Genomic DNA, 24,912 nt, shown 5'->3' with positions numbered 1-24,912 from the left:
TTCGTTTGAATAGATTTGTTTTTGTTTTTTCAACCCGCTCCGCTCGTTAGCTTACTTTCACACTTCATCTTTCGTTTGGTTCTATAATTGAAACTCTTCTCCCTTTATTTGATTTATTATTGCATGTGCTCTACGATGGGGGTCATATGAAGGAGAGGTGAATAGATGAGCCAATACGAACTAGCCACATTAAAAAAAGGGCTGATGATTCTGGAGGCTTTGCAGCAAACGGATCGCATGACGTCGACAGAACTGATGCGGGCGTTCGGGCTTAACAAATCGACGACGTTCCGATTGCTCTATACGCTTGAGAGTATGGGCTATGTGAAAAAAGAAGACCATGCTTACCGCGCAACTGAAAAGGCCGGGAAGCCGGCTTCCCCATCCAATCCGAGACTGGATTGGCAATCGGTCCCTCCACTCTATCAGTTAAGCCGGGAGATTGGCGAAACGCTTTATGTCGGCATTCTCCATGGGACAAATATGGTAACGACACAAGTCGTCGAAGGCACGCATACGATGCGGATCCACTCCCAGGTCGGCGAACAAGCGCCCGCCCACCTCAGCGCTTTTGGCAAAGCGATTTTAGCTTTCCTGGATGAAAACAAACGCGAAGCGATTCTAAAACAATTAAACCTGCAAAAAAATACGAAAAATACGTTCGTTGATCCTCACCTTTTGAAGGAGCATCTGAAGGTGATTCGACAGCAAGGCTACGCAGTCGACGATGAAGAAACGGAAATCGGTTTACGCTGTATCGCAGCGCCGGTTTTCTACCACGGAGAAGTAATTGCCGCGATCGCTTTATCCGGGCCATCCGCACGCTTGACCAAGCAGAAAGACCGGACATTCAGCAAAAAGCTGTTGGAGTGCAGCAATCAAATCTCCGAGCAATTAGAAATCATGAGGTGAAACATGTCCCCTAAAGTCTATATCGCCCTCGTGTCGCTTGCCGTAAGTGCGTTTGCAATTGGAACGACGGAATTCGTTATCGTTGGTCTCCTGCAAACCGTTGCGGACGATCTTGGAATTACGATCACCAAATCCGGAACGTTAATTTCCGGTTATGCGGCCGCTGTTGCAATCGGAACGCCGCTCATTACAGCCATGACAGGACGTTTTCCCAAAAAAGGCTTCCTCTTGTTTTTAATGGCTGTTTTTATCTTAGGAAATGCGCTATCCGCCATTGCACAATCTTACTCTATTCTGCTGTTATCGCGTATCGTCACAGCCGTTGCGCATGGAGTTTTCTTTGCCATCGCGGCAACCGTTGCCGCCGATATCGTGCCGGCAAACAAAAAAGGAACGGCAATCTCGATCATGTTCACCGGTTTAACTGTCGCCACCATTGCAGGCGTTCCCTTTGGTACCTACATCGGACAACAATTCGGCTGGCGTTTCACTTTCGGCGCTGTTGCCGGATTGGGTTTGATCGCATTTATCGTCAACCTGTTCGCCTTGAACAAAATAAACCAACAAAGCAAGCCGCCATCCATGACGGATGTCGTCAGCCTTATCAGGAACCGGCGCATTCTACTGGCTCTTCTAATGACCGTGCTAGGTTTCGGCGGAACCTTTGCCTTGTTTACCTACTTGTCCCCCATTCTGGAAGAAGTGAGCGGTTTTTCATCCAAATCGATTTCATTACTGCTGCTAGTGTATGGCGTTGCTGTCGCAATCGGTAATGTCGTGGGCGGAAAACTAGCTAACGGACACCCTGTCAAAGCATTGCAGACCGTCTTTCTTTTCCAGGGTATCGTCCTGCTGCTGCAAATGGTGCTGCTGCCCAGCCGATCGCTTAGTATGTTCTGTTATTGGGCTTGTTCGCCTTTATGATGTCTCCGGGCGTTCAGGCGTATATTCTAATGCTGGCCGAGAGGCTGGTCCCTTCCGCCAAAGATATTGCTTCCGCACTCAACATTTCCGCCTTCAACGTAGGCATTGCCGGCGGCTCCACTCTCGGCAGTTACTCGGTTTATGATATGAATTATTTGGACACCGCCTGGATCGGTGCCACTATCGTTGGTTTCGCTTTGATTTTAGCTGCTGTCAACTATCGATTGGACAAAAAACAACATTTATTTGAGGAGAGATGACCCATGAACCTGCAGATACTGGAACAACAGGAACAAGAACTGGAATTTACGAGCTTCACGAATGAGGACGCCCTTAGGCTCGGTTTGAAGATCATTGAATATGCCAAAGAAAACGGCACCTCCATCGCTGTGCACATTGAGGGCAATCGTGTCCCGCTTTTCACCCACCTTATGGAAGGCACTTCTGAAGAGAATTACACGTGGCTGTTCCGGAAGAAACGGATCGTCGATCATTACAATCGGAGCTCTGCCTATATTGAAGCCCGTTTTGCCCAAAACGGAACGACGCATTCGGAAAGCTCTCTTCTCTCCCCGGCTGAATATCAGGCGGTAGGCGGATCGTTTCCGATCCGGATAAGAGGAATCGGTGTCGTCGGCACTGTTACGGTCGGCGGACTGACAGGCCAGCTTGATCATGATTACGCCGTGGAAGGGATTAGAAGATTGCTGAACCGATAATAGCCTGTCAGCCCAAAGTGGACTGCCTTCGATAGGCAGTCCACTATAAGTACTTCCTCAGAAAGCAAAAAACCCGCGCCAAGCGCGGATCTTTGAAAAGATGTATGTTCTTATCCCAGCAGCTGCATTGGAATTCGCTTCTTATTTAGTATGTAATCCGTTCGTGAAGATACGATAAAATCTCATGTGTTATTTAAACAAAACATCATCCTTTAAAGATCCAATGTGGGTCAGAACCGTTCGGACATCCGCTTCGTCAACACCAAAAAATACAAGAGTGTCGTTCAGATGCTTGGCAATGGCTTGAAAGTGAGCCGGCTGCAAATTCATGCCTTCATGCGCCTTTGCCATCGATTTCCCGGTATATTGATTGGGCCCTCCCAAGGCAAAGCTGATAAATTTCGTTTGATGGGAACGCTGTTTCTCCATATCGGTCTTCACGAAAAAAGAATTGACGGTATCATCGGCTAAAACTCGCTTATAAAATTCATCCACAACTTTTGCAATGACTTCTTCTCCACCAAGTTTCTCATACAACGAAGCAGACTCCATAGCAATTCCTCCTTTTAATCGTAACTTCAACTTCAATCATTATCCCTTAACTTGTATTTAATATAACTTCCCATCATCACATAAGCAAGATTACTTATGATTTAAGCTAGTTAGGGTTCCTGTTGCCGTTTAAAACATATTTTGAATGCACTGTCGCACGCTGCCTGCTTGAATTCAAAGTACCGGCAAGCTGAATCTGTTCGAAATAAAGCATGCAATTCCTTCAATATCATTGATGCTGTATATTGGAACCTTGGCGCTCCCGGCATGCGCGGGATCTTCTGCCGCCCAGGCTATTGCCGGGGGTGATAACAGGCTCACAACACCTGCTTGTTCGGGTGAACGAAATACCGCGATTTTATCGTGACTGTCCGTTTTAAAACCTTCAATCAGAACTAAATCGTACTGGCCTTCCATCCGCTTCAACCGTTCCTGGAGCCCAATAGATTGGCGTTCGTAAATCCGGGTTTCCTCCGGCGAAACGACCACAACCGATGACGCACCGCTCGCGATGAACTTAGACGAGTCTGTACCCGGCAATTCCTTATAATGCCCGTGGGCATCATGCTTGATGACGGCTACCCGGATGCCCCGCCCCTCGTACCAGGCAGCCAAACGTGTAATCAGCGTCGTCTTTCCGCTATTCGAAAACCCTGCGAAACCGATCGCGTTTATCAATGCCCGTACCCTCCTGCTACTTCCTGCAGATTTTTTTCCGCTCATTCCTATCCGATACAAGGCTGATACTATCCTTACAGAGATCGATTCCATGCCACAACATGAGTAGCTTTATTTTGGGTATGAATTTTGTATTTGTCAAACTCATGATACAGCTTCATCTGCGCCCGCTTCTCGATCCGCGATACGTAGCTGCGAGAGATCCCAAGCTCCTTGGCGATCTCGCGCTGCTTCCGCTCTTCCCCGCCATGCTCCTGTCCGAAACGGTTGATCACGACTTCTTTTTTAACTGCCCAGTCAATCCCGCTACTATGATTTTTTGATGACTGGAAGCTTGGCTTTGGTCCAAGCCAGATAACCTCCTTTGACATTAAGCACGTTCTTGAAGCCGTTTGCCTGCAGCAAGCTGGCGGCAATTGCCGACCGTGCGCCGCTATGGCATTGTACGATAAACAACTTCCCTTCAAGCAATTCGTTTAACCGTTCCGGCACGGTGCCAAGCATGATATGCGTCGCTCCGGGAATTCTTCCCTCGTCCCATTCGTTCTGATTGCGCACATCCACCAGACAATAGCTGTTATCATCAAGCCGCGCATGAAGCTGGTGAACGTCAATTTCCCCATAGCTCTCTGTATATTCCGGATTTCCAATTGAAATAGTGTGGTTTAAGCAAGAAAAATTCCTCTAAATAAAGGGAGAGTCCTATTTCATACGCAGCCAAAGAGCACCAAGAGAATACGAAGCCTCCCGACCTGTTATTACGGAAACGCGCCCTTATCTCGAACCGCAAAAAGCAAATGAAATGGCAGTATGCTGCCCTCTACAAAGCTGTAAAAAAGGAATGACTTCAACCGCTAATGCGGCATAAAGTCACTCCTCTTCTTCTAAATCACTCGTCCGTGCATCGCTTTTTGATTTTAATACACATCGCGTTGGTAACGCCCTTGCTCTTTCATATCATTCAGATACGCTTCGGCTGCTTCACGGGTCATCGTGCCTTCTTTTTCAATAATGTCAATGAGTGTGTTGTGGACGTCTTTCGCCATATACTGCTTATCTCCACAAACGTAGAAGTAAGCGCCATTTTCCAGCCACTCAAACAATTCTTTGCTGTTTTCAAGCATTTTATGCTGTACATATACTTTCTCGGCCGTATCACGGGAGAACGCAGTCTCTAATCGGGTCAGTACCCCGTCTGTTAGATAACTTTCGAACTCGGTTTGATAAAGGAAATCCGTGGCTGAACGCTGGTCGCCAAAAAATAGCCAAGCTCTGCCTGGCGCTTTATTCCATGCACGTTCCTGAATAAAAGAACGGAATGGCGCAATGCCTGTGCCCGGACCAACCATGATAATGTCTTTTTCTTGAGAATCCGGCAGATTAAAGTGCTTGTTTTGTTGAATAAATATCGGCAGCGTATCTCCTTCTTGGAGACGTTCAGCACATAAGATCGAACAAACTCCTTTTCGTTCGCGTCCGTGAGCCGTATAGCGCACAGCACCGATGGTTAGATGCACTTCCTCAGGATTAGCCGTAATGCTGCTAGCAATTGAATACAGCCGTGGCGTCATTTTTCTTAACAAAGAGACAAGCTCTTGTGCAGAAGCTTTCCATGGCCCAAAATCACGCAACAAATCAAGCAGATCACGCCCGTCTACATACTCTTTGAGTTGATCGGCATTTTCATTCGATACAAGCTTTTGCAGCTCTTCGTTTTCTGTCAAATTCACTGCCTGCTGTACAATTTTTTTCGTTAATAGCGTAATTTCAAAGTATGTTGTAAGAGCTTCCTTTAATGGGAGTGTTTCACCTTGCTTATTAATTTCAACCGCCGTTTCGGCGTCCAATTTCATTTCCTCAAGAATGGAATTCACGAGTACCGGATCATTGGTGGGGATCATCCCCAGGCAATCGCCCGGGACATAAGAAAGGTCAGATCGTGTTAACGACAGCTCGATATGCCTGGTCTCTTTGCTCGATCCAACTCCATTTAAATTTACATTCTTGAGAACTTTCGCATGAAATGGATTTGTTCTAGAAAATATTGTACTCACCTTTTTGCCTTCTTTCGTATTTGGAGTTTATGATGATGATATCGGATTTTATTATACAGCATCTACAAAAGCCGGTTAATCCCTTAAATAATAGAGATAACCGGCTCTAAATTATTTATAATGTAGTATGTTGGCTAAAAGTAGCTAGTATTTCCTTGTTTTTTATATGAATCAATTTATTTTGTGCTTCAATAATCCCTTTTTCCCTCCAAATTTTCAGCACTTTATTCACGGTAACTCGAGTAAGTCCGGAAAATTCAGCCAAATCCTTTTGTTTAATGTATATTTTCTCGTTTCCCGACGATTCGCATAATTGAAGTAGTGCATGGGCAATTTGTTGTTCGGCTGTAGAGTGAAATGATTGTTCGACAAGCACACTCATCTTCTTTAGCATGGAGCTGAAAATGAGCATAAGCGGTTTGTCCGATTGCTGTTGTAATTCTTTGAAACGCTGTAGCGTAAAAAAATAAATGACCGAATCCTCTGCTGAAATTGCCGTTGAAATCGAGGGTTCCTGTATGAGTGCAAGCTCACCAAACATTTGCCGGGACCCGATAAAATTGATATTTTTCTCTTCCCCAAGGTTGGTGCAGGTTTTAATTTTGATAAGCCCCTTCTCGACACAATAAAACCCATTAATAATATCTCCCTGATTGTAGATAACGGTATGTTTGGGTACAAATTTGCGTTCTCCGAATTGTTTGAACCCATCCCATGGATCATTAATGGATATTAGTTCAGTCATAAGAAACCTCCTTTTGGAAGAGTTTCTTATATTATAAAAGATCCCATGAGGTCTTTACAATGAACACAAATTGGCTGCCAATATTTAGCCCTTATCTAATCCAGATTTTCTGTAAAGCCTGCATGACGTTTCCGCCTGCTGCCTTTGCAATATCCTTATTGCTGTAACCGTGCTGAACAAGCCACTTCACGATATTGGGCATGGCCTCAGTAGGATTTTCTACACCCAACACAAAGGGAGCCTCATTAAATTTTTCCCCGCTATGGGAGTCGCCGATGCTTAGTCGCTGATCAACCGCATGTTGCAAAGCGACATGGTCGCCATAAAACGTATCCGGACCAAACCCTACATGATCTATTCCGACTAACTCACGGATATATTCAAAATGTGCCATTACCGAGTCTAATGAATGTCCTGGATGTTCCTTGGTCAAGGTTGTATTTGGCGCCGCCAATATTCCTATAATGCCGCCTTTTGCTGCGCAAGCCTTGAGTACCTCATCCGATTTCATACGTGGCGTGTTCCAAAGAGCCCTTGCTCCGGCATGCGTAATCAACACCGGCTTCTCACTCGTTTCAATGACATCCATACTTGTCACGTCTCCGCAATGAGAGATGTCGATCGCCATCCCTAGTTGATTCATCCGTTTAATCACTCTTTTTCCAAACTTGGTTAAACCGCCGTCCCTTTCCTCGGCCAATCCCGTGCCAATCGTATTCGCTTCATTGTAGGTCATTCCCATGCAGCGAATGCCTAATCCATACAGGATATCAACACGGTCAATCTCATTTTCTATGGCTGTAGCAGCCTCCAGACAAGGCACTATAGCGACCTTGCCGCCCTTATGCGCTTTGTGGATATCGGTTAAGGTTCCTGCTATGATCGCTGTATCCTGCCTAGCAATATCACAATATCTCAAACCTAGATTGTAGATGACATCATCCCATTTTAACCCTGCCTTGGAGGTAATGTTCATGATACCATCCATAAAATTATCGAACACCACATCCAGCCCGGATTTGGCTAACCCTTCGTAAGCAAACGCGGTATATCCATCCCGACAATAGGGATCGATATCCTCACGACGTGCAGGCATGATAAATCCATGATCTCTCATCGATACCATGATATGCTCGTCAAAGATTCGTTGAACTTGTGCCTCCTGCTTTCCGGTTAAATCGAAAACATACGACTCTGGAGCGGCCTCCTGGCTTGATAACGGTACGTTTTGATAATGGGCCCCCTCAGCCAAGTAAGAGAACGAAGTGTAACCGTCATAAGCTTTCTGTTTCATGGAATCAGGTCTCCTCAAAATGTTTGTCAGTGCCCAGCTGAAAGCTTTCTTGAAGCGGGATAGCCTCTCTCCAGGTTTTTGTTTTCGAATCCACTGTTCCGCAGCTGAAGAGCTTCTTTAATGGAATTTCGTGCAGTTCTTTTTCTTTCTTCTTTAAACCCTTAACCTGCTCAAGCAGCATTCTGCGTATATGAATGAGTGGCAAATCACTGGTTCCCAGATGCTCCTTGGAGCGGTCAACGATTGGCCCCATCGTCTCCGTTACCGCATGGTCCTGATTGGCGATTCCGCGAATTCCCGAATAATTGCCATCAATCATCAAGTCGCGGTCCTGCTCATAATCGTTTCCAAGGTTACGAAGCTTACGGAAGTTTTCGTCCAAGATTAAGCCTCTTCTTTGGCTTTGCCCTGCCCCGTCAATCGGTTTATTATGGGAGAATTGGACATCCCAGCTCCATGTGCTGTGGTCATCGCGCGGAATAAATGCATGCCACATGCCATCCTCACCCTCCATCCGCGGTGGAAAGGTATAGAATGGGAAAATATAATGAATTTCCATAAAAGCAAAATTGTCCTCATCCTCAACGCCAACACCTATGCAACGTTTACCGTAATTCGTATTCTCAACCGCTTGTTTAACCGGAGGATTCTTCACCAAAGGATGAGATGGATTGATCCCCAGATCGCTGCTTAATAATTCGCTGCTAATATTCTGTTCATTCAAAGCCTTATGCAAAAAAGCGGCATGCACATAATCCACATCATTTTCCATAACCTGAAGGTAGTTGCATTCCTGCCAAACACGTTCTGAAATCAGTTGATCGTCAGGGAGACCCATCCAGTAAAATTCAGGAAACGGCGGTTCGGATTCTTTGGGACCAAGGTATCCCCAAATGATGCCGTTCTTTTCTTGCACCGAATAGGATTTTAAATGAATTGCTTTTTTCATTTTGCTTTCGGCCGGTTCTGAAGGGATATCCAAACAGTTTCCTTCCACATCAAATTTCCATCCATGGTAGATACAGGTTAATCCACAATCAGCGTTAATACCTAGAGATAAAGATGTACGACGGTGTGGACATTTCTCGTCAACGAGTCCCACTTTACCTTCCGAATCCCGGAAAATGAGCAAATCTTCTCCCAAAATTTTAATTTTCAACGGCTTGCCATTCGGTTCTGCAATCTCATTCGAGTTAACGACTGGAATCCAGTATTTGCGAAATAATTCGCCCATGGGTGTGCCCGCATCCGTTTGGGTTAAGAGTTTGTTATCTTCAGTTTTTAACATGTGGTTGAACCTCCTATTATTTTTGCTGGAAATTTAGCATTCGTATGCAATTGTTAAAAATTGCGTAGAACATAAATGTATTGGCTTGAATCAAATTATACGAACTTTTACAGATCAAAATTGTAAAGCGATTTACACAAATACTTAATTTTTATACTTTTAAGGCTTTTTGCATCATAACGACTTCATCGGCCAAATTATGAATTCTTTCCAGAACCTCCGCGTCGATGATTTCATTTTGCTTATTAAAGTGATCATTTTGAGCATAAACATAGCCCGGGGCCACGAAAGCTCTAAAGTAACCGGCGATCGGCTTCAATTGATTCTCAACGACAAGATAATGCTGGTAGGTTCCCCCTGTAGCCACAAAGCCCATCACTTTATTACGCAAAGCTTGTGGGTGAACCAGATCAAACAGATTTTTTAGTGCTCCTGTAATGGATCCTTGGAAAATAGGCGTACCAATGATATAAAAATCTGCAGAAGAAACGAGATCGATAACCTTTTTCGTATCTCCCGTGTAAGTAGACGGATCTCGTCCATCGCAAAACTGCACATCGAATTTTTTTAAATCCAGCAATTCAACCTCTATTTCCGGGTAATCCGCTTGTATTTTTTCTAACACTTTATTCACCACAACCACTGTTTTCGACCCTGTAATCGTTCCGGAAATCCCTAATAGTTTCATCTTCTGCTCTCCTCATAATTTTAAATAATGGTTAGTTTGCTTCTATTATAATTTGAGTCACTCAAGTTTATTGTAAAGAAGTTTACTTATTTCTTGTTTTATTGAATCTCTCCCATATGCCACGGTTCCTAAAAAAAACTCCGGTATGACTTATTCATAGTCGTTTAGTAAGACTGATCGATTCATACAGTAAAACCTAAAAAATACAGCAAGGTTCGATTGGTTTCTTCAAATGTAAATTAATTTAATGTTAGTGGTGTGGAACAAACAGTAACATCCTTTAACAAATCAATTGATTGAAGAGGTGATTTGCATGGCTGAACGAAGTGATTTCCGGCTGGAAGCAATACGATATTACGCTTCTAGGAACTTTTGACAGAGATATCCTTACTGCCGGTCATGCGGGAGATAAGGGCTATCACGCCGTATTACTTTACGATGTTCCGAATTTGCAGACAGTAACAAATATGACTCACGCATTCCGCGCTACCGGAATCGACCGTTATTTCCGTCTTAAGGCCATCATTGGGCGTCCATTCTTCTTATTGGAATCCTAACGCCGCAAATATACCCCTAAATTAAAACATCCAAAGGAGGAAACAATCATGAAAGTTGAAGTGCAAAGTCCGAACCTGCTCAACCGCGTACTTACCGAAATCCGCGCCCGACGGGACGAATTTGACGCGAAGCGGCACGTGCCTCGGGACATGGTAGCGCAACTAAAGCAACTGGGCGTCTTTCGTGCTGCTACGCCGCGTTGCTTTGGCGGCGATGCCAGCTCGCCCTCGGAGTTCCTCAGGCTGATCGAAACCATCTCCGAGGCTGACGGCTCCGCCGGATGGGTGGCGAGCTTCGGCTCTGCTGGGGTCTACCTGGCGGCCCTGCCGCGCGACACGCTCGCACGCCTTTACGCAAATGGGCCGGACTTGGCGTTCGCGGGCGGCCTGTTTCCAATCCAGCCCGCAGAGAAGGTCGAGGGCGGCTGGCGCGTGAACGGTCTCTGGAAGTTCGCGAGCGGCTGCAAGGGCGCCGACATTCTCGGCGTCGGTATTGGCGCCGGGGACGGCGGCAAGCCGCGCACCGCCGTGCTCATGCCCGAGGACGTGGAAATCGTCGAGAACTGGGAAGTGTTCGGGCTGCGAGGAACGGGCAGCCATGACCTGCGGGTGAAAGATGTTTTCGTCTCTGACGAAATGACCTTTGTTCGTGGCGGTGTGCCTTCTATCGATGAGCCGCTTTACCAGTACCCATCCATCGCTTATGCGGCGCAGGTACTGGCGGTGGTCAATCTTGGCGTCGCCCGCGCCGCGCTTGATGAAGTTTCTCGAATGGCCGGTGGCCGTACTGGCATCACCGGTGCACCGAAGATGGCCGATCGCGCTTACCTGCGAATCGCCGTGGCAAAGGCAGAAGCCTCGTTAAGGTCGGCGCGCGCCTTCTTCTACGAGGCCACCGATTCCGCTTGGGACTCGATCCTGAGGGGCGACGGTGTCTCCGCTGACCAAACAAGCATGCTGCGTCTGGCATCCGTACAAGCTACCCGCGCAGGCGCGAGCGCTGTTCAGTCAGCCTACCTGCTTGCCGGCACCGCGGCGATCTACGACGGGCACCCGCTGCAGCGCTATCTGCGCGACGCGATGGTCGTGACCCAGCACGCATTCCTCAGCGAAGGCATGTACGACAACGCCGGCTCGGTATTCCTGGGCGTGCCGCCGATGCCCGGCTACATCTGACCCTGCCAACCGGCAAAGGCATCGAGGTGTGGAAGGGATTCAGCGCCATGATGACCTCGCTGGCGAAAATAAGAACAGAGCCCGGGCTTCCCAAGCCCGGGCTCTTCTTCACTTCTTCGCCTTATAAAATTCATGATACAGCTTCATCAGCGCCCGCTTCTCGATGCGCGAGACGTAGCTGCGCGAGATCCCGAGCTCCTTGGCAATTCGCGCTGCGTCCGCTCTTCCCCGCCATGCTCCAGTCCGAAACGGTTGATCACGACCTCTTTTTCCCGATCGTCCAATATTTCCAGGTTTTTATAAATCTTTGACTTCTCGATTTTCAGCTGTACCTTGTCGACCACATCGTCCGTTTCCGAGCCAAGGATGTCGATCAGCGTGATTTCGTTCCCCTCTTTGTCCGTTCCGATCGGGTCGTGCAGCGATACGTCCTTCCTGGTTTTCTTCAGCGACCGCAGGTGCATCAATATCTCGTTCTCGATGCAGCGGGCCGCAAACGTTGCCAGTTTTGTGCCTTTCCCCGTCTGGAAGCTTTCGATCGCTTTGATTAGGCCGATTGTGCCGATTGAAATGAGGTCTTCCAAATCTTCTCCAGTGTTATCGAATTTTTTGACGTTGTGAACACAACCTGATGTCACTTCATTAATCACTTAAAGATAAGTGTTGTAAGGAGATGTCATTAAATATCATCCTAATTATCGGTGATTAGTATCTGTTACGTATCGAGGAACTACGCGGCATACGCGGTTTCTTATGTCTATATGTTCTTGTACTCCGACAAAATAGCAGAACTGCCTCCTCTTTAAGTTTGACTAGAAGCGACGAAAGAAATAGTTCAGTCTGCTTTTTTCAACTTTTCAGGTAGCGGTAACGCAAGCGCCCGATCCAAATCCGAAATCAAATCATCTGGATCTTCAAGCCCTGCCGACAACCGAATCAACCCGTCGGAGATTCCGAATTTTTCACGATCTTTTGCCGGTATGGAAAAATGGGTCATACTGGCCGGGTGTTGCACCAGTGTTTCAGGATCTCCGAGACTAAAAGAGATTATGGCCAGGCTCAATCGATTCATGAAAGCTTTAGCTGCGTCCATGCCTCCTTTGATCTCAAAAGAAACAATCCCTCCCATTCCCCTCATTTGCTTTTTGGCCAATTCGTGCTGCGGGTGTGAAGAGAGTCCCGGGTAATAGACCTTTTCCACACCGGGATGCAAACTCAGGTATTCGGCAATCTGTCGGGCATTGTCGCAGTGGGTTCTTATTCTCATTCCCATTGTTTTCATTCCTCTTAAGATCAAAAAGGATTCCCAAGCGTTCAGATTCTGACCGAGGTCTCCCGCAATCTTTTTGCGAATCAATTGAATGATTTCTTTCTTGCCCACGACAAATCCGGCAAGGACATCGCCATGCCCGTTTAAATATTTGGTCGCGCTGTGCACGACCAAATCGGCCCCCAAATCTAGTGGCTGTTGCAAATACGGGGTCATGAAGGTATTGTCCACGATCAGCGGGATTCCCCGCTCCTTTGAAATGCCGGCCAACATGCGAATGTCAAGCACGGTCAGCAAGGGGTTTGAAGGAGTTTCGATGTAGATAGCTTTGGTGTTGTCTCTTATATGCTTTCGAACGGCATCCGGATCGGTACAATCGACAAAATCATACTGAATGCCGAAACGCGGCGCTAATGAGGTTACGAAGCTGAATGTTCCTCCATATACATCCTTCGTGACCAACAGATGATCACCGTTCTGCAAAAAGGCGAGCAGCGATGAGGAAATGGCGGCCATGCCACTGCTCAGCCCAATGCTATCCTCGCCGTTTTCCAATTCCGCAATTTTTAGTTCAAGCATCCGGGTGGTTGGGTTTCCGTACCTGCCATAATAAGTCCCTTCCTGCCGACCTGCCACAATTGCAGCAGCCGTTTCCGTATCCGGAAAAGCATAAGCAACCGCAGGAACGATCGACTGGGAAATGGCGCCCGTCCTCTCGTCCGGCTTCTGGCCGGCATGGATGACTCTCGTATCGAATTTCCAGTCCGGTTTTATCTTCTCAGGCACTTCCATGTTGTTCCACTTCCTTTTCGGGGATACTCCAACATTCAACCAGAAACCGAACAATCCGATTCACTGACCGCAGAACCAATTGTTCACCTTTTTCACGCGTCGCCAATGTTGAGCGGCCTACGGTCCCCGATTCGGTCTTGGAAGAAAGGGGTATGTATTTGATGACCTCCGGAAAAGAATCCTGATATTTTCCCGGTTCGTCTGTCATTCGGTTTAGATCAACCAGTTCCGGATACAAATACATCATGACCGAGGTTCCGGCTTCACCAGCATGGGAATGAGCTGCCGCCCCCGACTCGAGAATACCGTAATCCATTGTCTTGATAAAGCGCCAATAATCGATTTGAGCCCGGCGTATCTCTTTAATATTCCTTAGGGAATAGGATACTTGGTTGATGATCGGCACATTGCCTGCATGGGTATTCAAGAAGAGAAAATCTTTGAACCCCCATTTCACCAGACTTGTCACGACGTCTTCCAAATACGCTTTGAAGCTTTCTGGCCGGATGGTAATCGTTCCCGGGAATTCATCGAGCATAGAGGAATCCCCAACCTCTAGCGCTGGGCCGATCAGAGCATTCGTCCGCGAAGCCACCATTTCGGCGATTTTCATTGCCACAAGGGTGTCGGACCCGAGGGGCAGATGCGGACCGTACACTTCGAAAGCCCCTGTGGGAATGATGACGAGATCTGTTTGCTTTTTCCGTTCTGCAAATGTCTTCCAACTCATCTCTTTAATACGGTTGTGCACATACAAACTTAATGAGCCTCCTTGCTGCAGATTGCCGACGCTTCATCAAGAAAGGCCTCGATCTCTGCACGTGTTTTCTTAAGCTTGTTTACATAACGCGACTTTTCTTCTCCGCTCTTGAACACGATAAAGCTGGGAATGCCCATGATCTGATATTCTTCGCTCAAATCGGGTAATTCGTCTCTGTCAATCTGAAAAAACGAGAACCGTTCTTTATAAAGCTCTGTCAATTCTGGTATAAACGGTTCGATGAATCGGCAATCCGGACACCACTCGGTTTTAAACACAACAACGGTCGGTTTTTCAGTCCCGATCTTCTCGCGAAAAGTTTGAATATCCGAGATTTTAATCATTGAATCGATTTCCCTCCATTTTTTAATCGTACAAATGGCAAGCGACATAACGGTTGTCCACTTTTTTAAATTCAGGTTTTACGGTCTTGCATTTATCGAAGCAGGCGCTGCACCGCGGATGGAAGGTGCATCCTTCCGGAGGGTTTACGGGGCTGGGAACATCCCCTTGGAGCACAATCCGCTCCTTTTTGGCCTTCGGATCCGGAACGGGTACGGCAGATAACAAGGCTTTCGTATAGGGATGCAGCGGGTCGGCAAAGAGTTCCTTTTTCTCGGCCAGTTCGACCATTCTGCCCAAATACATGACACCGACGCGATCGCTGATATGCTTCACCACGCTTAAATCGTGGGCAATAAATAAATAAGTCAGTTGAAATTGTTCCTGCAAATCCTGAAAAAGATTGATAACCTGGGACTGAACCGAGACATCAAGAGCCGATACCGGTTCGTCCGCGACAATCAGTTTCGGGTTCAAGGCAAGCGCACGTGCAATGCCAATCCGCTGCCTTTGACCGCCACTGAATTCGTGAGCATACCTTTTAGCGTGGCTGCTGTTCAATCCAACAATTTCGAGGAGTTCATGAACACGCCTCTCTTTTTCTTTTCCAGGGTACAGGTTATGAATGACCAGCGGCTCTGCGATAACGTTGTCCACCGTTAGCCGGGGGTCCAATGATGAATAAGGATCTTGAAATACCATCTGAAAATCCCGGCGCAACCTTCGCAGTTCTTTCGGTTTGAGCGCAGCCAAATTGGTACCCTCGTAGTATACTTGCCCCTCGGTAGGCTTCAGAAGCTGAAGAATCGTTCGGCCTGTTGTGGATTTTCCGCAGCCGCTTTCGCCTACCAAACCCAACGTCTCTCCCTTGAAAATGGTGAAGTCCAGCCCGTCTACCGCTTTTACATGGTTTACGGTTTTGCCCATAAGCCCTTTCTTTATAGGAAAATATTTTTTCAAATTTTTGATTTCAACGAGCGGGTAGCTCATTTCCATCCTCCTTCCGCTCGGTCTGATGAAGCCAGCAGTAGCTGAAATGCCCGGATTCCACTTCATACCTAGGCGGTTCTTTTTCAAGGCAAATCGTCATCGCCCACTCGCAACGGGGCGCAAATCTGCATCCTTGTGTCAAGGTGCCGGGGAGAGGTACGCTTCCCTTGATCGAATACAATCTTCTCTCTTCCGTTTCCAGCGTAGGAATCGACTTCATCAGTCCTTGCGTATAAGGATGCAACGGATTGGCGAAAATTTCGGACACTCCGCTTTCCTCAACCACCTTACCGGCATACATAACGCATACTCGATCACACATTTCGGCAATAACTCCCAAATCATGGGTAATCAACATGATCGCTGTTTGGTGTCTTTCCTTCAAATCTCTCATCAAATCCAGGATTTGGGCCTGAATCGTGACATCCAGTGCCGTCGTCGGCTCGTCGGCAATTAATAGCTTCGGGTTGCAAGACATCGCCATCGCTATCATCACCCGTTGGCGCATCCCCCCGGACAGCTGGTGAGGGTACTCGTTCGCAATCCGTTCCGGCCTAGGGATGCCTACCGATGCAAGCATCTCGATCGCATGCCGCTTTGCCTCGGCTTTGCCGAATTTTCGATGAATGCGGACCACTTCACCGATCTGCTCGCCTATCGTAAATACGGGGTTTAGGGAAGTCATCGGTTCCTGGAAAACCATCGCCATTTCGTTTCCCCTGATACCGATGATTTCCCCTTCCGAGAGAGCCAGTACGTCCCGCCCGTTAAACATGATCGAGCCTTCCACCACCTTACCCTGGGTCAATCTCATTGCCGTTAGCGAAGTCACGCTTTTTCCCGATCCGGATTCGCCTACAATTCCAAGCGTTTCGCCTTCACGGATCGTTATATCCACCCCGTCGACGGCAGGAATGAAGCCTTCATCGGTGTAAAAATATGTTTTCAGATTTCGGATTTCCAATAGGTTACCTTTCAAAACCTCATCTTCCATTTTTCCGCCCCCTTCTCCCTCTCATTCGCTTACAGCTTCATCTTGGGATCCAGCGCATCTCGCAGGCCGTCGCCTACCATATTAAAAGCCAAAACAACAAACATAATGGCAAAGCCCGGCACCATGCAAAGATATGGAGCCGTTCTAATATATTCTTTCCCCGCATTTAACATCGCGCCCCATTCCGGAGTCGGCGGCTGGGCGCCCATACCCAAAAAGCTCAATCCCGATGCCGTCAAGATGGCTGTGGCGATCCGCAACGTGGTTAGAATAATGATCGGAGCGATACTGTTTGGAATGATGTGTCTCACAATGATGAATAAATGAGCTGCCCCCATCGACTGGGCGGCCTCAATGTATTCCTTGTGTTTGATGGCGATGACCGCACTGCGTGAAACACGCGAAAAAGTCGGAACAGAGAAAATGCCAATCGCTATCATGACGTTGATCATGCCGGGGCCCAAGGCGCTGATAATGGCCAAGGCCAGAAGAAAACTCGGAAACGCCATCAGAATATCCATGAACCGCATAATGATAGAATCAACCGCCCCTCCGAAATAACCGGAAAGCGTACCAAGCGCCACCCCAACCACAAGAGAGATCAGGACGCCGACAATTCCGATCATCAACGATATCTGTGCGCCGTGTACGATCCTCGAAAGCAAGTCCCGGCCGAATTCGTCGGTTCCAAATGGATGCGCCAAGCTGGGGGATTGAAGAATCACCTCCATGTTCTGTTCGATCGGATCGTAGGGAGCGATCCATGGAGCAAGCAATGCGACGATGACAAACACGATTACCATTCCGAGTCCGACCAAAGCTCGTTTGTTCTTTGCGAAACGTCGAATCATCAAAATCCAAGGCGAACGGGGCAGGCCGGCGTCCGCAAAGGAACGAGTCCCGCTTTGAAAAACCGTGGCGTTGGATTGGCTCATAACGAAAACCTCCTTCAATCGTATCTAACCCTCGGATCCACCGCACTGTAACAAAGATCTATTATCAAATTGAGCATGACAAAAATGGCGGCGACGAACAGGATGCTCCCTTGAATAGCCGGATAGTCCCTGTATTGGATGGATTGGATAATATAGCGGCCGATGCCGTTGAGCGAAAATACGGTCTCCGTCAGCACAGCTCCCCCCAGCAAATGACCAAACTCCAATCCTACGATCGTAATGACGGGTATTAATGCGTTCCTTAACGTGTGCTTGTAGATAACCAGCCTTTCCTTAACACCTTTTGCGCGCGCGGTACGAATATAGTCCTGATGGATCACTTCCAGAATGCTTGACCGTGTAAGACGTGCCAGCACGGCCGAGGATGAAACCCCCAGGGCAATCGACGGCAGGATATAATTCTGGAGACCGCCGCTTCCTCCGGACGGGAGCCACGGAAGATAGTAGGAAAACAGAAGAATAAGCATAATTCCCAGCCAGAAGACGGGGATGGAGAGACCGAACAAGGAGAACAACATGGTGGCATTATCCCTCAAACTGTTCGGCTTGGTGGCAGAGAAAATCCCGGCAAACAAACCGACGACGACCATAATGAGGATCGAAAAAACCGTTAGTGTGATCGTAGCCGGAAATCTCGAAAGGATTTCCTCCAAGACCGGCCTGTCGGAGCGCATGGATATGCCGAAGTCTCCATGAAGCAAATTCCAGACATAGCTGCCGTATTGTTCAGGCAAGGGACGGTCTAGGCCTAATCGGTCCCTGACCATCTCCACCTCCTCCTCCGTAGCGTCAATCCCTGCAATCAACCGTGCCGGATCGCCCGGTATCGAATGCATAATCAAAAAGCAGATGACGGAAACGCCAATCAATGTCGGAATCATTTGCAACAGGCGTTTTACGATATATCTGAACAAACCGGTGCCTCCTTATCCGCACAGTAATGGTATAGGCACTTGCCCGTGACAATTCTCAAAAAAATGTATGCGCTTTGCTGATGGAAGCGAGCGGAATACCCTGATCTAATTTGCGCTTGACCGCGGTTTCCTTGCTTTGTTTCTCCATTGCCACTTGCCCGTAACCAACTGCCAATTGGGGATTTAGAACAACAACTCCATCATCGTCAGCCAGAACCAAGTCGCCGGGATTTACACTGACGCCGCAAATACTTATGGCTGTATTAACCTCCCCTTCGATTCCGAGGATGCGTGTGGTTAACGGACTTACACCGAGTGAGTAAACAGGAAACCGCATTTCCGCTATTTCGCCGAAATCGTTGACACAGCCCTCAATGACCGCGCCGGCAATACCCTTGACCTGAGCGGCATAGGAGACGATTCCTCCCCAGCATGAGCGTTCCACATCGCCGGACATATCAATAACGAGTACGTCTCCCGGCCGAGCCAATTCCAGCGCTTTATGAACGGCAGTCGAATCCAGATGCGGGATGCGCACTGTAACCGCGTTGCCGACAAAACGGATCGGCCGGTAAAGCGGCTTCAGTCCTTTCAGAAATCCGAAGTCGGTCAAATGCCCAATCGTGGAAGAGGAAACATCTTGATAGATTTTGAGCAACTCCGGAGTCACGCCTTGAACCCTTGATTGAATGCGAAACACATGCTCTTCCTCCTTCGTGAATCGTTTAATGCATGTAGAGCTCCGGCAGCCGATGCATATGGGATGGCAGCTTTGTCCGAACCTCCTTGACCCGGTTCAAATCGAGACGGCAAGGAATTAATGCTTCCGTTTCAGGGCCGCGCGCCAATACAATGCCCATGGGGTCGACAATCATGCTTTGCCCGATATAATAATTGTCGCTGACCTGATCGCAAGCCACCACATATGCTGTATTTTCCAAGGCGCGGGCTGTCACCAGACTTTCCCAATGCGTTTCCTTCACGGGACCTTTTACCCAGCCGGAAGGAATAATAATAATATCCGCTCCGTGGACCGCCTGGTAACGGGCGATTTCAGGGAACCGAAGTTCATAACAAACAAGCAGCCCGATCGTGCCGAAAGGGGTGACTACCGGTTTAAATAAAGAACTTCCCGGCTTGATGTTGCGGGATTCTTTGGCCCCGAATGCGTCATATAAGTGTGTCTTTCGATAACGGCTAACGATGGACCCGGCGGAATCTGCGATAACCGTCGTATTATAAACCCTGTCGTCCCCCTCGTCCTCCGTTGTCTCCCGCATTCCAAATATGATCCAGATACCATACTTTCGGGCCAATTCGCACATTCTCGTCACAAACGGTCCGCTTAGCGGTTCCGCATCATTCAACTTCACTTCCCGAGGGACGCCAACCGGATAGTTGCTCATATAAACCTCGGGAAAAACGACCATGTCGGCTCCGTAAATACGGGTTGCTTCCTGTAGTGCGCGTTCCGCTTTTTCCAAGTTTACCTGCTTGCTGTCCGTCGATTCCAACTGAGCCATAACCAATTGAAAAGACATCTTCCGCCTCCTTTGTTCATTTTGTAAACATATGGGATGGTCATTGACCATCCCACTGGCCCGCAGCTCTGTCGGCGGCTCCAGATTTGCTACGAAGTCGGTTTACCTTTTGATCACCTTGCGGAAATCCATGGTTTGCGTAGCCAGAAGACCAATGCCTTCCACATTTTTTCTCATACCTATATGCGCCATGTCCTCATAGAGGAATATCCACGGAGCCTCTTCTTTGATCCGTTTCAACAAATCGGCATAAATTTTTTCCCGCTCCTCTTGTCGGGTGACCGTAAAACCGGTCTCCAGAAGCCGGTCGATTTCCGGATTTGCAAAACCGTTATAATTGTTTTTGCTCCCGGATAAAAGAAGCGCACGCAGCACATAATCGGCGTCATTGGTAAGAGGAGCCGCTCCTCTTAAATACATCTCAAAGCTTTCGGGATCTTTGATCGTATCCGTGTACGTTCCCAGTTCAAGCTGTCTCAATTCAACCTTAAGCCCCAGCTGTTGCAAACTATTTTGAACAAATTCCGCCGCCTGACGGTCTTGGGGAACATTGCTGGAATATACGAATCTTAGAGTCGTGCCTTCTATGACACCGGCCTCCTGCAGCAGTTGTTTCGCTTTGTTGGGGTCATAAGGGATAGCTCCGACATTGCTGTATCCGAATACTTTTTCACCGATTGCCGAAGTTGCCACTTTTACACGCCCTTGTAGCAGCTTGTTTACCAGCGTTTCTTTATCGATCGCATAATTCAGAGCTTGACGAACCTTCACATTGTTTAAGGGGGCCTTGGCATTGTTTAACCCGATATACAGGACGCGGTTCGTTTGTCTTGATGATATAGCCAGTTGATCGTTTTTGGCCAATCTGTCAATATCCGAAGTGGGGACCGGAAGAATGACATCCGCTTCTCCGGTTTCCAGCATCAGGACACGCGCGGAGTTGTCAGGCACCGGCTTGAAGGTTAGCGTGCCGACATTCGGCTTTCCTCCCCAGTAGTCGGGATTGGCCTCCAGCAACAAATGGTTACCCGTGCTCCATTCCTTCAATTTGAACGGGCCGGTTCCCACCGGATTTTTATCGATGCCGGCAGGGTTTTCTTTTATCGACTTCGGACTAAGAATGGCGCTGCCGGGAGCCGCCAAGTTATTCAGAAAGGGACCGAGAGGATTTTTTAAATGGAAAGTCACTTCCGTATCGCCATTGACCGAGATGTGATCGATGAAAGGACCCAGCAATGAATAGCGAGTTAATTTGTTGTTTTCGTTGATGACACGTTCAAAACTGGTTTTCACCGCATCTGCATTAAACGGTGCTCCATCTTGAAAGGTAACGCCTTGCTTAAGCTTGAAGGTCCAGCTCTTCTCATCATCCGAGACCATCCAACTTTCGGCCAGCTGTGGAACGATTTGCATATCTTGATTGAAGGTTACCAGATTGTCTGCGATTTGGTATGTAATCATATTGGAAATATTGTCGCTGGAATTTTGCGGATCCAGTCCCTCCGGTTCTCCCGCCAAGGCAATCGTTAAATTAGGGGCCCCATTGCCTTCATTCGAGGTTCCCTTCGATGAATCGGAACTGCAAGCAGTCGCGATAAGAGATAAAATGAGTATCATGGCAATAGCAAGTTTTGAAGCCGGTATACGTTTCATCGTCCAATCCTCCTCAATCATGTTACTAAGCTGATAGGCAAGAATTATTTAACAATCGTATTGGCCTGAGTAAATTTCTCAACCAGAGCGGTCCCTCGCCGGACAAGCTCGCCGACTATTGCTTCCCCCCGCTCGGCCGATGCAGCCAACGGGTTACCCAAAATCCCGTCTCGTGAAATCTCTTCCATATTTAAATAGACCTGAAATTGAATATCCTCCGTCTCTACAGTCGCGGGGCTGTGAATCCGAAATCCTTCCCATTCGGGAACTTCCTGCTGATTACGCCATCCGGCCAACATGTCCATTCTCATGTCTTCGGGATATAAATGAAGCATCACCGAAGTAAGTGGTTCGCCGCCGTGCCCCGACGGATTGAAGCTATTCCCATATAAATGTTTTTTAAATTCCATTGGAATGCTTTGCCACAGATTGATTGAGGCCACCATAATACCTCTTTCCCGTTTTATTTTCCTGGCAGCCTGACCAATGATGGGTGAATTGCCGGTATGTCCGTTAAAGATCACCATCTTCGTGACCCCGTGTTCCATCAGGCTTTCGCAGATGTCGATCAGCAATCCATAAAGCGTGTTAGGCGAGAGCGAGATAGTGCCAGGGTAGCCCCTGAATAGTTCGGAGTAACCGAAAGGAATGACCGGAAGATAATACGCTCCCGTTCTTTCGGCGATTTGCTTGACGATTTCGGATGCAGCAAGGAAATCCCCGGTAATCGAATGCGGACCGTGTTCTTCCATGGACCCCAATGGAATCAAAACAATGGGATCTTGCTTAAATGCTTCCGCGATTTCTTTCCAAGTCATGTGATGAAGCGCATATTTCTTTCTCAATCCCGTCTCTCCTCCGTCTATCCATCCCAGAAGTTATAATATTATAATCTTTAACAAAACACTTCATTCTCACTAGGGTTCCATCCATCAACCACCCCCCCTTCACGTCATCTTATGTTATATTTATTATAATATTATAACATTTAGATTGAAATATCAATATAAAAAACCATAAAAGCATATCGCTCGTAAAGATACTTTTCGGATAGCGTCATGTATCATGACATACAAAAAGACTCAAATAAAATGAAGAAGAGCTTACTCCGACGCTCCGAGGTGGCGATCTGCCGGCACTGGAGAAGAAGCAAGCTCTCTCATTCAAATGTTACTATCCGTATCAAAAAGGAAATCCGTTGTTGTCCTTGCTAAACATCACCCTATACTTCCAAACGTCCGTTCTAACGTAATATCTCGCAAATACCATCGGCTTGAAATCGTCGTTATAAGATATTCGCACAATTTCGTTTATGGGATAGCCGCTTTCCACTTTCAACATACCGGAAACATGCTCATCGGCTTTAACAGCCGCGAGTTCCTCCGATTCATAGCAGATATTAAAACCGCATTTCTCCCGAATGAACGTCCTCATGCTACTGATATTTCCAAGACCACTAATCTTATCCATATCCAAATTAGGGATATAATGATGTAAATAAAAGATCGGAATTTCATCCACGTAGCGGATTCTCGCAATATGAACAACCTCATCCGGGTTGGACAAGGAGAGATAATGCGCGATGTCCTTGTCCGGTATTAACTTTTCGACAAGTAAGGTCTGATGCCGGATTTGACTGCCTTTCTTGCTGAATTCGCTACCAAAGCCCCCCATGGGCACCCAGGGACCGCTAACTTCATGTTGGGCGACAAAAGTACCCTTGCCAGCTTTTCGATGGATCAATCCTTCCATTTCAAGTTTGGCTAATGCTTGTCGAATCGGCGCCCTGCTCGTCCCATATATTTTTTCCATTTCCAATTCGGTCGGTAGAATATCACCAGGTTCATAGTATTTCGTCAAAATTTTGTTATAAAGGTCATTAAAGATCATGACATTCAGTGGATTTTTCAGAAGATCCCCTCCTCGTTTAGCGTTTACACCTGATTGATGCAGACCAATTATTATAATATTATACTCATTCATAGACGATGTCTACATTGCTCTCCGGACTTTGAATGGCCGATTTACACTCCCAATCCTTAAAGACCGTGAGGAATTCAGGAAAGTAGCGGTCCAGCCAGTTGTGGACGAATCCTTAGACCACACGCAAGTCAGTGTACCCGAACCACATGTTTGAACTTAGCAATGTCCACACCAGCGATTAATGTTGGAGAAGTGATTTGAGTAATTTCTGTTTTTGAGTTCTGGGACCGGAACTACATTAACGGTTTCTCATCAATATAAACCGATTAAACCCCACATGAAAAAAGACCCAGAGCTGTTATCCGCTTCGGGTCTTTCATTTCGCATTATTTCTAACATGTACAACATTTCTTACTTCTTCGCCTTATAAAACTCATGATACAGCTTCATCAGCGCCCGCTTCTCGATCCGTGACACATATGAGCGGCTGATCCCGAGCTCCTTCGCAATCTCGCGCTGCGTCCGCTCTTCCCCGCCGTGCTCCAATCCGAAACGGTTGATCACGACTTCTTTTTCCCGATCGTCCAATATTTCCAGGTTTTTATAAATCTTTGACTTCTCGATTTTAAGCTGCACCTTGTCGACCACATCGTCCGCTTCCGAGCCAAGAATATCTATTAGCGTGATTTCATTGCCCTCTTTGTCCGTCCCAATCGGGTCATGCAGCGATACGTCCTTTCGGGTTTTCTTCAGCGACCGCAGATGCATCAAAATTTCGTTCTCGATACATCGAGCTGCAAACGTCGCCAATTTAGTACCTTTCCCGGTTTGAAAGCTTTCGATCGCCTTGATCAGGCCGATGGTACCGATCGAGATCAGGTCTTCCAAATCTTCACCAGTGTTATCGAATTTTTTGACGATATGCGCCACGAGCCGCAAGTTGTGCTCGATCAGCACATTGCGGGAATGTTGATTTCCTTCGGCCATCAGCTGCAGATGCCTTGTTTCATCTTCTTCACGAAGCGGTTGAGGGAACGCATTGTTCTTGACGTAGGAGACGAGCAGTGACAGCTGCTTAATAAAAATTGCGATTGCAGCAAACAATCCAGGCATTATTCGGGCCACCCCCATGCTGTAATTACCGGCGCTGCCTTAAGCTCCGGTACACGATGAAGTCTGTTCTGTATTTT

The 24,912-nt window shown here is 47.4% G+C and carries 26 protein-coding genes and 2 pseudogenes; 5 read left to right on the top strand and 23 right to left on the bottom strand.

Annotation, left to right across the window (positions count from 1 at the left end; translation table 11 throughout):
- Nucleotides 1–165: 165 nt before the first annotated feature.
- The 4 genes from VN24_RS18735 to VN24_RS18725 are packed head-to-tail and all read left to right on the top strand — an operon-like array spanning nucleotide 166 to nucleotide 2,555.
- Entirely contained in the window at nucleotides 166–912 is a 747-nt protein-coding gene (locus tag VN24_RS18735; RefSeq protein ID WP_045671652.1) for an IclR family transcriptional regulator, read from the top strand.
- A gap of 3 nt (nucleotides 913–915) precedes the next feature.
- A complete protein-coding gene (locus VN24_RS18730) occupies nucleotides 916–1,836 on the top strand; it encodes an MFS transporter (RefSeq protein WP_238590731.1) in 921 nt (306 codons plus the stop codon).
- 29 nt (nucleotides 1,837–1,865) lie between these two features.
- Nucleotides 1,866–2,096: a hypothetical protein gene (locus VN24_RS28270; protein ID WP_238590730.1), complete on the top strand. Its 231-nt coding sequence runs from the start codon at nucleotides 1,866–1,868 to the stop codon at nucleotides 2,094–2,096.
- Between the two features lie 3 nt (nucleotides 2,097–2,099).
- Nucleotides 2,100–2,555, top strand: a complete 456-nt coding sequence (locus tag VN24_RS18725; RefSeq protein ID WP_045671651.1) for a heme-degrading domain-containing protein — start codon at nucleotides 2,100–2,102, stop codon at nucleotides 2,553–2,555.
- Nucleotides 2,556–2,744: 189 nt separating this feature from the next.
- On the opposite strand, the gene VN24_RS18720 is transcribed toward VN24_RS18725, so the two are convergent.
- The 9 genes and pseudogenes from VN24_RS18720 to VN24_RS18680 all read right to left on the bottom strand — a co-directional run bounded on the left by VN24_RS18720 (nucleotide 2,745) and on the right by VN24_RS18680 (nucleotide 9,854).
- The gene (locus VN24_RS18720; RefSeq protein WP_045671650.1) at nucleotides 2,745–3,107 is read right to left on the bottom strand and encodes a group I truncated hemoglobin; all 363 of its coding nucleotides are present in this window, start codon (nucleotides 3,105–3,107) and stop codon (nucleotides 2,745–2,747) included.
- Nucleotides 3,108–3,281: 174 nt separating this feature from the next.
- Nucleotides 3,282–3,785 (bottom strand): molybdopterin-guanine dinucleotide biosynthesis protein B, encoded by a 504-nt coding sequence (mobB, locus tag VN24_RS18715; RefSeq protein ID WP_238590729.1) that lies wholly within the window; start codon nucleotides 3,783–3,785, stop codon nucleotides 3,282–3,284.
- Nucleotides 3,786–3,859: 74 nt separating this feature from the next.
- Nucleotides 3,860–4,072 (bottom strand): annotated as a pseudogene (locus VN24_RS18710) (sigma factor-like helix-turn-helix DNA-binding protein); the annotation flags it as partial.
- Between the two features lie 22 nt (nucleotides 4,073–4,094).
- Nucleotides 4,095–4,400 (bottom strand): rhodanese-like domain-containing protein, encoded by a 306-nt coding sequence (locus VN24_RS18705; RefSeq protein WP_420798633.1) that lies wholly within the window; start codon nucleotides 4,398–4,400, stop codon nucleotides 4,095–4,097.
- 302 nt (nucleotides 4,401–4,702) lie between these two features.
- Nucleotides 4,703–5,839: a sulfite reductase subunit alpha gene (locus tag VN24_RS18700; RefSeq protein WP_082083901.1), complete on the bottom strand. Its 1,137-nt coding sequence runs from the start codon at nucleotides 5,837–5,839 to the stop codon at nucleotides 4,703–4,705.
- Between the two features lie 115 nt (nucleotides 5,840–5,954).
- Nucleotides 5,955–6,584 carry a Crp/Fnr family transcriptional regulator gene (locus VN24_RS18695; protein ID WP_045671647.1) on the bottom strand — a complete coding sequence of 210 codons (630 nt, stop codon included), beginning with the start codon at nucleotides 6,582–6,584 and terminating at the stop codon, nucleotides 5,955–5,957.
- A gap of 91 nt (nucleotides 6,585–6,675) precedes the next feature.
- Entirely contained in the window at nucleotides 6,676–7,878 is a 1,203-nt protein-coding gene (locus VN24_RS18690) for a dipeptidase (RefSeq protein ID WP_045671646.1), read from the bottom strand.
- A 4-nt stretch (nucleotides 7,879–7,882) separates the two neighbouring features.
- Nucleotides 7,883–9,166 carry a Rieske 2Fe-2S domain-containing protein gene (locus tag VN24_RS18685; RefSeq protein WP_045671645.1) on the bottom strand — a complete coding sequence of 428 codons (1,284 nt, stop codon included), beginning with the start codon at nucleotides 9,164–9,166 and terminating at the stop codon, nucleotides 7,883–7,885.
- 151 nt (nucleotides 9,167–9,317) lie between these two features.
- Entirely contained in the window at nucleotides 9,318–9,854 is a 537-nt protein-coding gene (locus tag VN24_RS18680; RefSeq protein WP_045671644.1) for an NADPH-dependent FMN reductase, read from the bottom strand.
- A gap of 605 nt (nucleotides 9,855–10,459) precedes the next feature.
- On the opposite strand from VN24_RS18680, the gene VN24_RS18670 reads away from it, so the two are divergent.
- Nucleotides 10,460–11,587 carry an acyl-CoA dehydrogenase family protein gene (locus VN24_RS18670; protein WP_045671643.1) on the top strand — a complete coding sequence of 376 codons (1,128 nt, stop codon included), beginning with the start codon at nucleotides 10,460–10,462 and terminating at the stop codon, nucleotides 11,585–11,587.
- A gap of 108 nt (nucleotides 11,588–11,695) precedes the next feature.
- Here the strand turns inward: VN24_RS18670 and sigK (VN24_RS18665) are convergent.
- From sigK (VN24_RS18665) to sigK (VN24_RS18600), 14 genes and pseudogenes are all read right to left on the bottom strand, one after another.
- A pseudogene (gene sigK, locus VN24_RS18665) lies at nucleotides 11,696–12,207 on the bottom strand (RNA polymerase sporulation sigma factor SigK); the annotation flags it as partial.
- A gap of 215 nt (nucleotides 12,208–12,422) precedes the next feature.
- Nucleotides 12,423–13,649 carry a trans-sulfuration enzyme family protein gene (locus VN24_RS18660; protein WP_045671642.1) on the bottom strand — a complete coding sequence of 409 codons (1,227 nt, stop codon included), beginning with the start codon at nucleotides 13,647–13,649 and terminating at the stop codon, nucleotides 12,423–12,425.
- Nucleotides 13,636–14,400: a creatininase family protein gene (locus VN24_RS18655; RefSeq protein WP_238590941.1), complete on the bottom strand. Its 765-nt coding sequence runs from the start codon at nucleotides 14,398–14,400 to the stop codon at nucleotides 13,636–13,638. The genes VN24_RS18660 and VN24_RS18655 overlap by 14 nt, the downstream gene beginning before the upstream one ends.
- A gap of 8 nt (nucleotides 14,401–14,408) precedes the next feature.
- Nucleotides 14,409–14,801, bottom strand: coding sequence for a thioredoxin family protein (locus tag VN24_RS18650; RefSeq protein ID WP_082083899.1), 393 nt, complete (start codon nucleotides 14,799–14,801; stop codon nucleotides 14,409–14,411).
- A complete protein-coding gene (locus VN24_RS18645) occupies nucleotides 14,776–15,741 on the bottom strand; it encodes an ABC transporter ATP-binding protein (protein WP_045671640.1) in 966 nt (321 codons plus the stop codon). The genes VN24_RS18650 and VN24_RS18645 overlap by 26 nt, the downstream gene beginning before the upstream one ends.
- Entirely contained in the window at nucleotides 15,722–16,735 is a 1,014-nt protein-coding gene (locus VN24_RS18640; protein ID WP_045671639.1) for an ABC transporter ATP-binding protein, read from the bottom strand. Before VN24_RS18640 ends, VN24_RS18645 begins: the two co-directional genes overlap by 20 nt.
- Before the next feature lie 29 nt (nucleotides 16,736–16,764).
- Complete coding sequence (gene nikC / locus VN24_RS18635; protein WP_082083897.1) at nucleotides 16,765–17,670, bottom strand: nickel transporter permease; 906 nt, start codon at nucleotides 17,668–17,670, stop codon at nucleotides 16,765–16,767.
- A 14-nt stretch (nucleotides 17,671–17,684) separates the two neighbouring features.
- Nucleotides 17,685–18,605, bottom strand: coding sequence for a nickel ABC transporter permease (nikB, locus tag VN24_RS18630; protein WP_045671638.1), 921 nt, complete (start codon nucleotides 18,603–18,605; stop codon nucleotides 17,685–17,687).
- A gap of 55 nt (nucleotides 18,606–18,660) precedes the next feature.
- The gene (locus tag VN24_RS18625; protein ID WP_052703042.1) at nucleotides 18,661–19,305 is read right to left on the bottom strand and encodes an RraA family protein; all 645 of its coding nucleotides are present in this window, start codon (nucleotides 19,303–19,305) and stop codon (nucleotides 18,661–18,663) included.
- Nucleotides 19,306–19,330: 25 nt separating this feature from the next.
- Nucleotides 19,331–20,146, bottom strand: coding sequence for a carbon-nitrogen hydrolase family protein (locus VN24_RS18620; RefSeq protein WP_045671637.1), 816 nt, complete (start codon nucleotides 20,144–20,146; stop codon nucleotides 19,331–19,333).
- Between the two features lie 102 nt (nucleotides 20,147–20,248).
- A complete protein-coding gene (locus VN24_RS18615) occupies nucleotides 20,249–21,799 on the bottom strand; it encodes a glutathione ABC transporter substrate-binding protein (protein ID WP_045671636.1) in 1,551 nt (516 codons plus the stop codon).
- A gap of 44 nt (nucleotides 21,800–21,843) precedes the next feature.
- Nucleotides 21,844–22,644, bottom strand: coding sequence for a creatininase family protein (locus VN24_RS18610; protein WP_052703041.1), 801 nt, complete (start codon nucleotides 22,642–22,644; stop codon nucleotides 21,844–21,846).
- Between the two features lie 337 nt (nucleotides 22,645–22,981).
- Complete coding sequence (locus VN24_RS18605; protein ID WP_082083894.1) at nucleotides 22,982–23,782, bottom strand: GntR family transcriptional regulator; 801 nt, start codon at nucleotides 23,780–23,782, stop codon at nucleotides 22,982–22,984.
- Nucleotides 23,783–24,133: 351 nt separating this feature from the next.
- Nucleotides 24,134–24,835: an RNA polymerase sporulation sigma factor SigK gene (gene sigK, locus VN24_RS18600; protein WP_045671634.1), complete on the bottom strand. Its 702-nt coding sequence runs from the start codon at nucleotides 24,833–24,835 to the stop codon at nucleotides 24,134–24,136.
- Nucleotides 24,836–24,912: the final 77 nt, after the last annotated feature.

Source organism: Paenibacillus beijingensis (assembly GCF_000961095.1).
Taxonomy (GTDB): domain Bacteria; phylum Bacillota; class Bacilli; order Paenibacillales; family Paenibacillaceae; genus Paenibacillus_O; species Paenibacillus_O beijingensis.
The sequence above is the reverse complement of the archived record's forward strand: the minus strand, read 5'-3'. Positions and strand labels throughout refer to the sequence as shown.

What these genes read in the sequence shown, in the direction of transcription:
- VN24_RS18735 (WP_045671652.1), top strand. Translation starts at nt 166, where the DNA reads ATGAGCCAATACGAACTAGCCACATTAAAAAAAGGGCTGATGATTCTG.
- VN24_RS18730 (WP_238590731.1), top strand. Translation starts at nt 916, where the DNA reads ATGTCCCCTAAAGTCTATATCGCCCTCGTGTCGCTTGCCGTAAGTGCG.
- VN24_RS28270 (WP_238590730.1), top strand. Translation starts at nt 1,866, where the DNA reads ATGCTGGCCGAGAGGCTGGTCCCTTCCGCCAAAGATATTGCTTCCGCA.
- VN24_RS18725 (WP_045671651.1), top strand. Translation starts at nt 2,100, where the DNA reads ATGAACCTGCAGATACTGGAACAACAGGAACAAGAACTGGAATTTACG.
- VN24_RS18720 (WP_045671650.1), bottom strand. Translation starts at nt 3,107, where the DNA reads ATGGAGTCTGCTTCGTTGTATGAGAAACTTGGTGGAGAAGAAGTCATT.
- VN24_RS18695 (WP_045671647.1), bottom strand. Translation starts at nt 6,584, where the DNA reads ATGACTGAACTAATATCCATTAATGATCCATGGGATGGGTTCAAACAA.
- VN24_RS18690 (WP_045671646.1), bottom strand. Translation starts at nt 7,878, where the DNA reads ATGAAACAGAAAGCTTATGACGGTTACACTTCGTTCTCTTACTTGGCT.
- VN24_RS18685 (WP_045671645.1), bottom strand. Translation starts at nt 9,166, where the DNA reads ATGTTAAAAACTGAAGATAACAAACTCTTAACCCAAACGGATGCGGGC.
- VN24_RS18680 (WP_045671644.1), bottom strand. Translation starts at nt 9,854, where the DNA reads ATGAAACTATTAGGGATTTCCGGAACGATTACAGGGTCGAAAACAGTG.
- VN24_RS18670 (WP_045671643.1), top strand. Translation starts at nt 10,460, where the DNA reads ATGAAAGTTGAAGTGCAAAGTCCGAACCTGCTCAACCGCGTACTTACC.
- VN24_RS18660 (WP_045671642.1), bottom strand. Translation starts at nt 13,649, where the DNA reads ATGGAAGTGCCTGAGAAGATAAAACCGGACTGGAAATTCGATACGAGA.
- VN24_RS18650 (WP_082083899.1), bottom strand. Translation starts at nt 14,801, where the DNA reads ATGTCGCTTGCCATTTGTACGATTAAAAAATGGAGGGAAATCGATTCA.
- VN24_RS18645 (WP_045671640.1), bottom strand. Translation starts at nt 15,741, where the DNA reads ATGAGCTACCCGCTCGTTGAAATCAAAAATTTGAAAAAATATTTTCCT.
- VN24_RS18640 (WP_045671639.1), bottom strand. Translation starts at nt 16,735, where the DNA reads ATGGAAGATGAGGTTTTGAAAGGTAACCTATTGGAAATCCGAAATCTG.
- nikC (WP_082083897.1), bottom strand. Translation starts at nt 17,670, where the DNA reads ATGAGCCAATCCAACGCCACGGTTTTTCAAAGCGGGACTCGTTCCTTT.
- VN24_RS18620 (WP_045671637.1), bottom strand. Translation starts at nt 20,146, where the DNA reads ATGTCTTTTCAATTGGTTATGGCTCAGTTGGAATCGACGGACAGCAAG.
- VN24_RS18615 (WP_045671636.1), bottom strand. Translation starts at nt 21,799, where the DNA reads ATGAAACGTATACCGGCTTCAAAACTTGCTATTGCCATGATACTCATT.
- VN24_RS18605 (WP_082083894.1), bottom strand. Translation starts at nt 23,782, where the DNA reads ATGAATGAGTATAATATTATAATAATTGGTCTGCATCAATCAGGTGTA.
- sigK (WP_045671634.1), bottom strand. Translation starts at nt 24,835, where the DNA reads ATGCCTGGATTGTTTGCTGCAATCGCAATTTTTATTAAGCAGCTGTCA.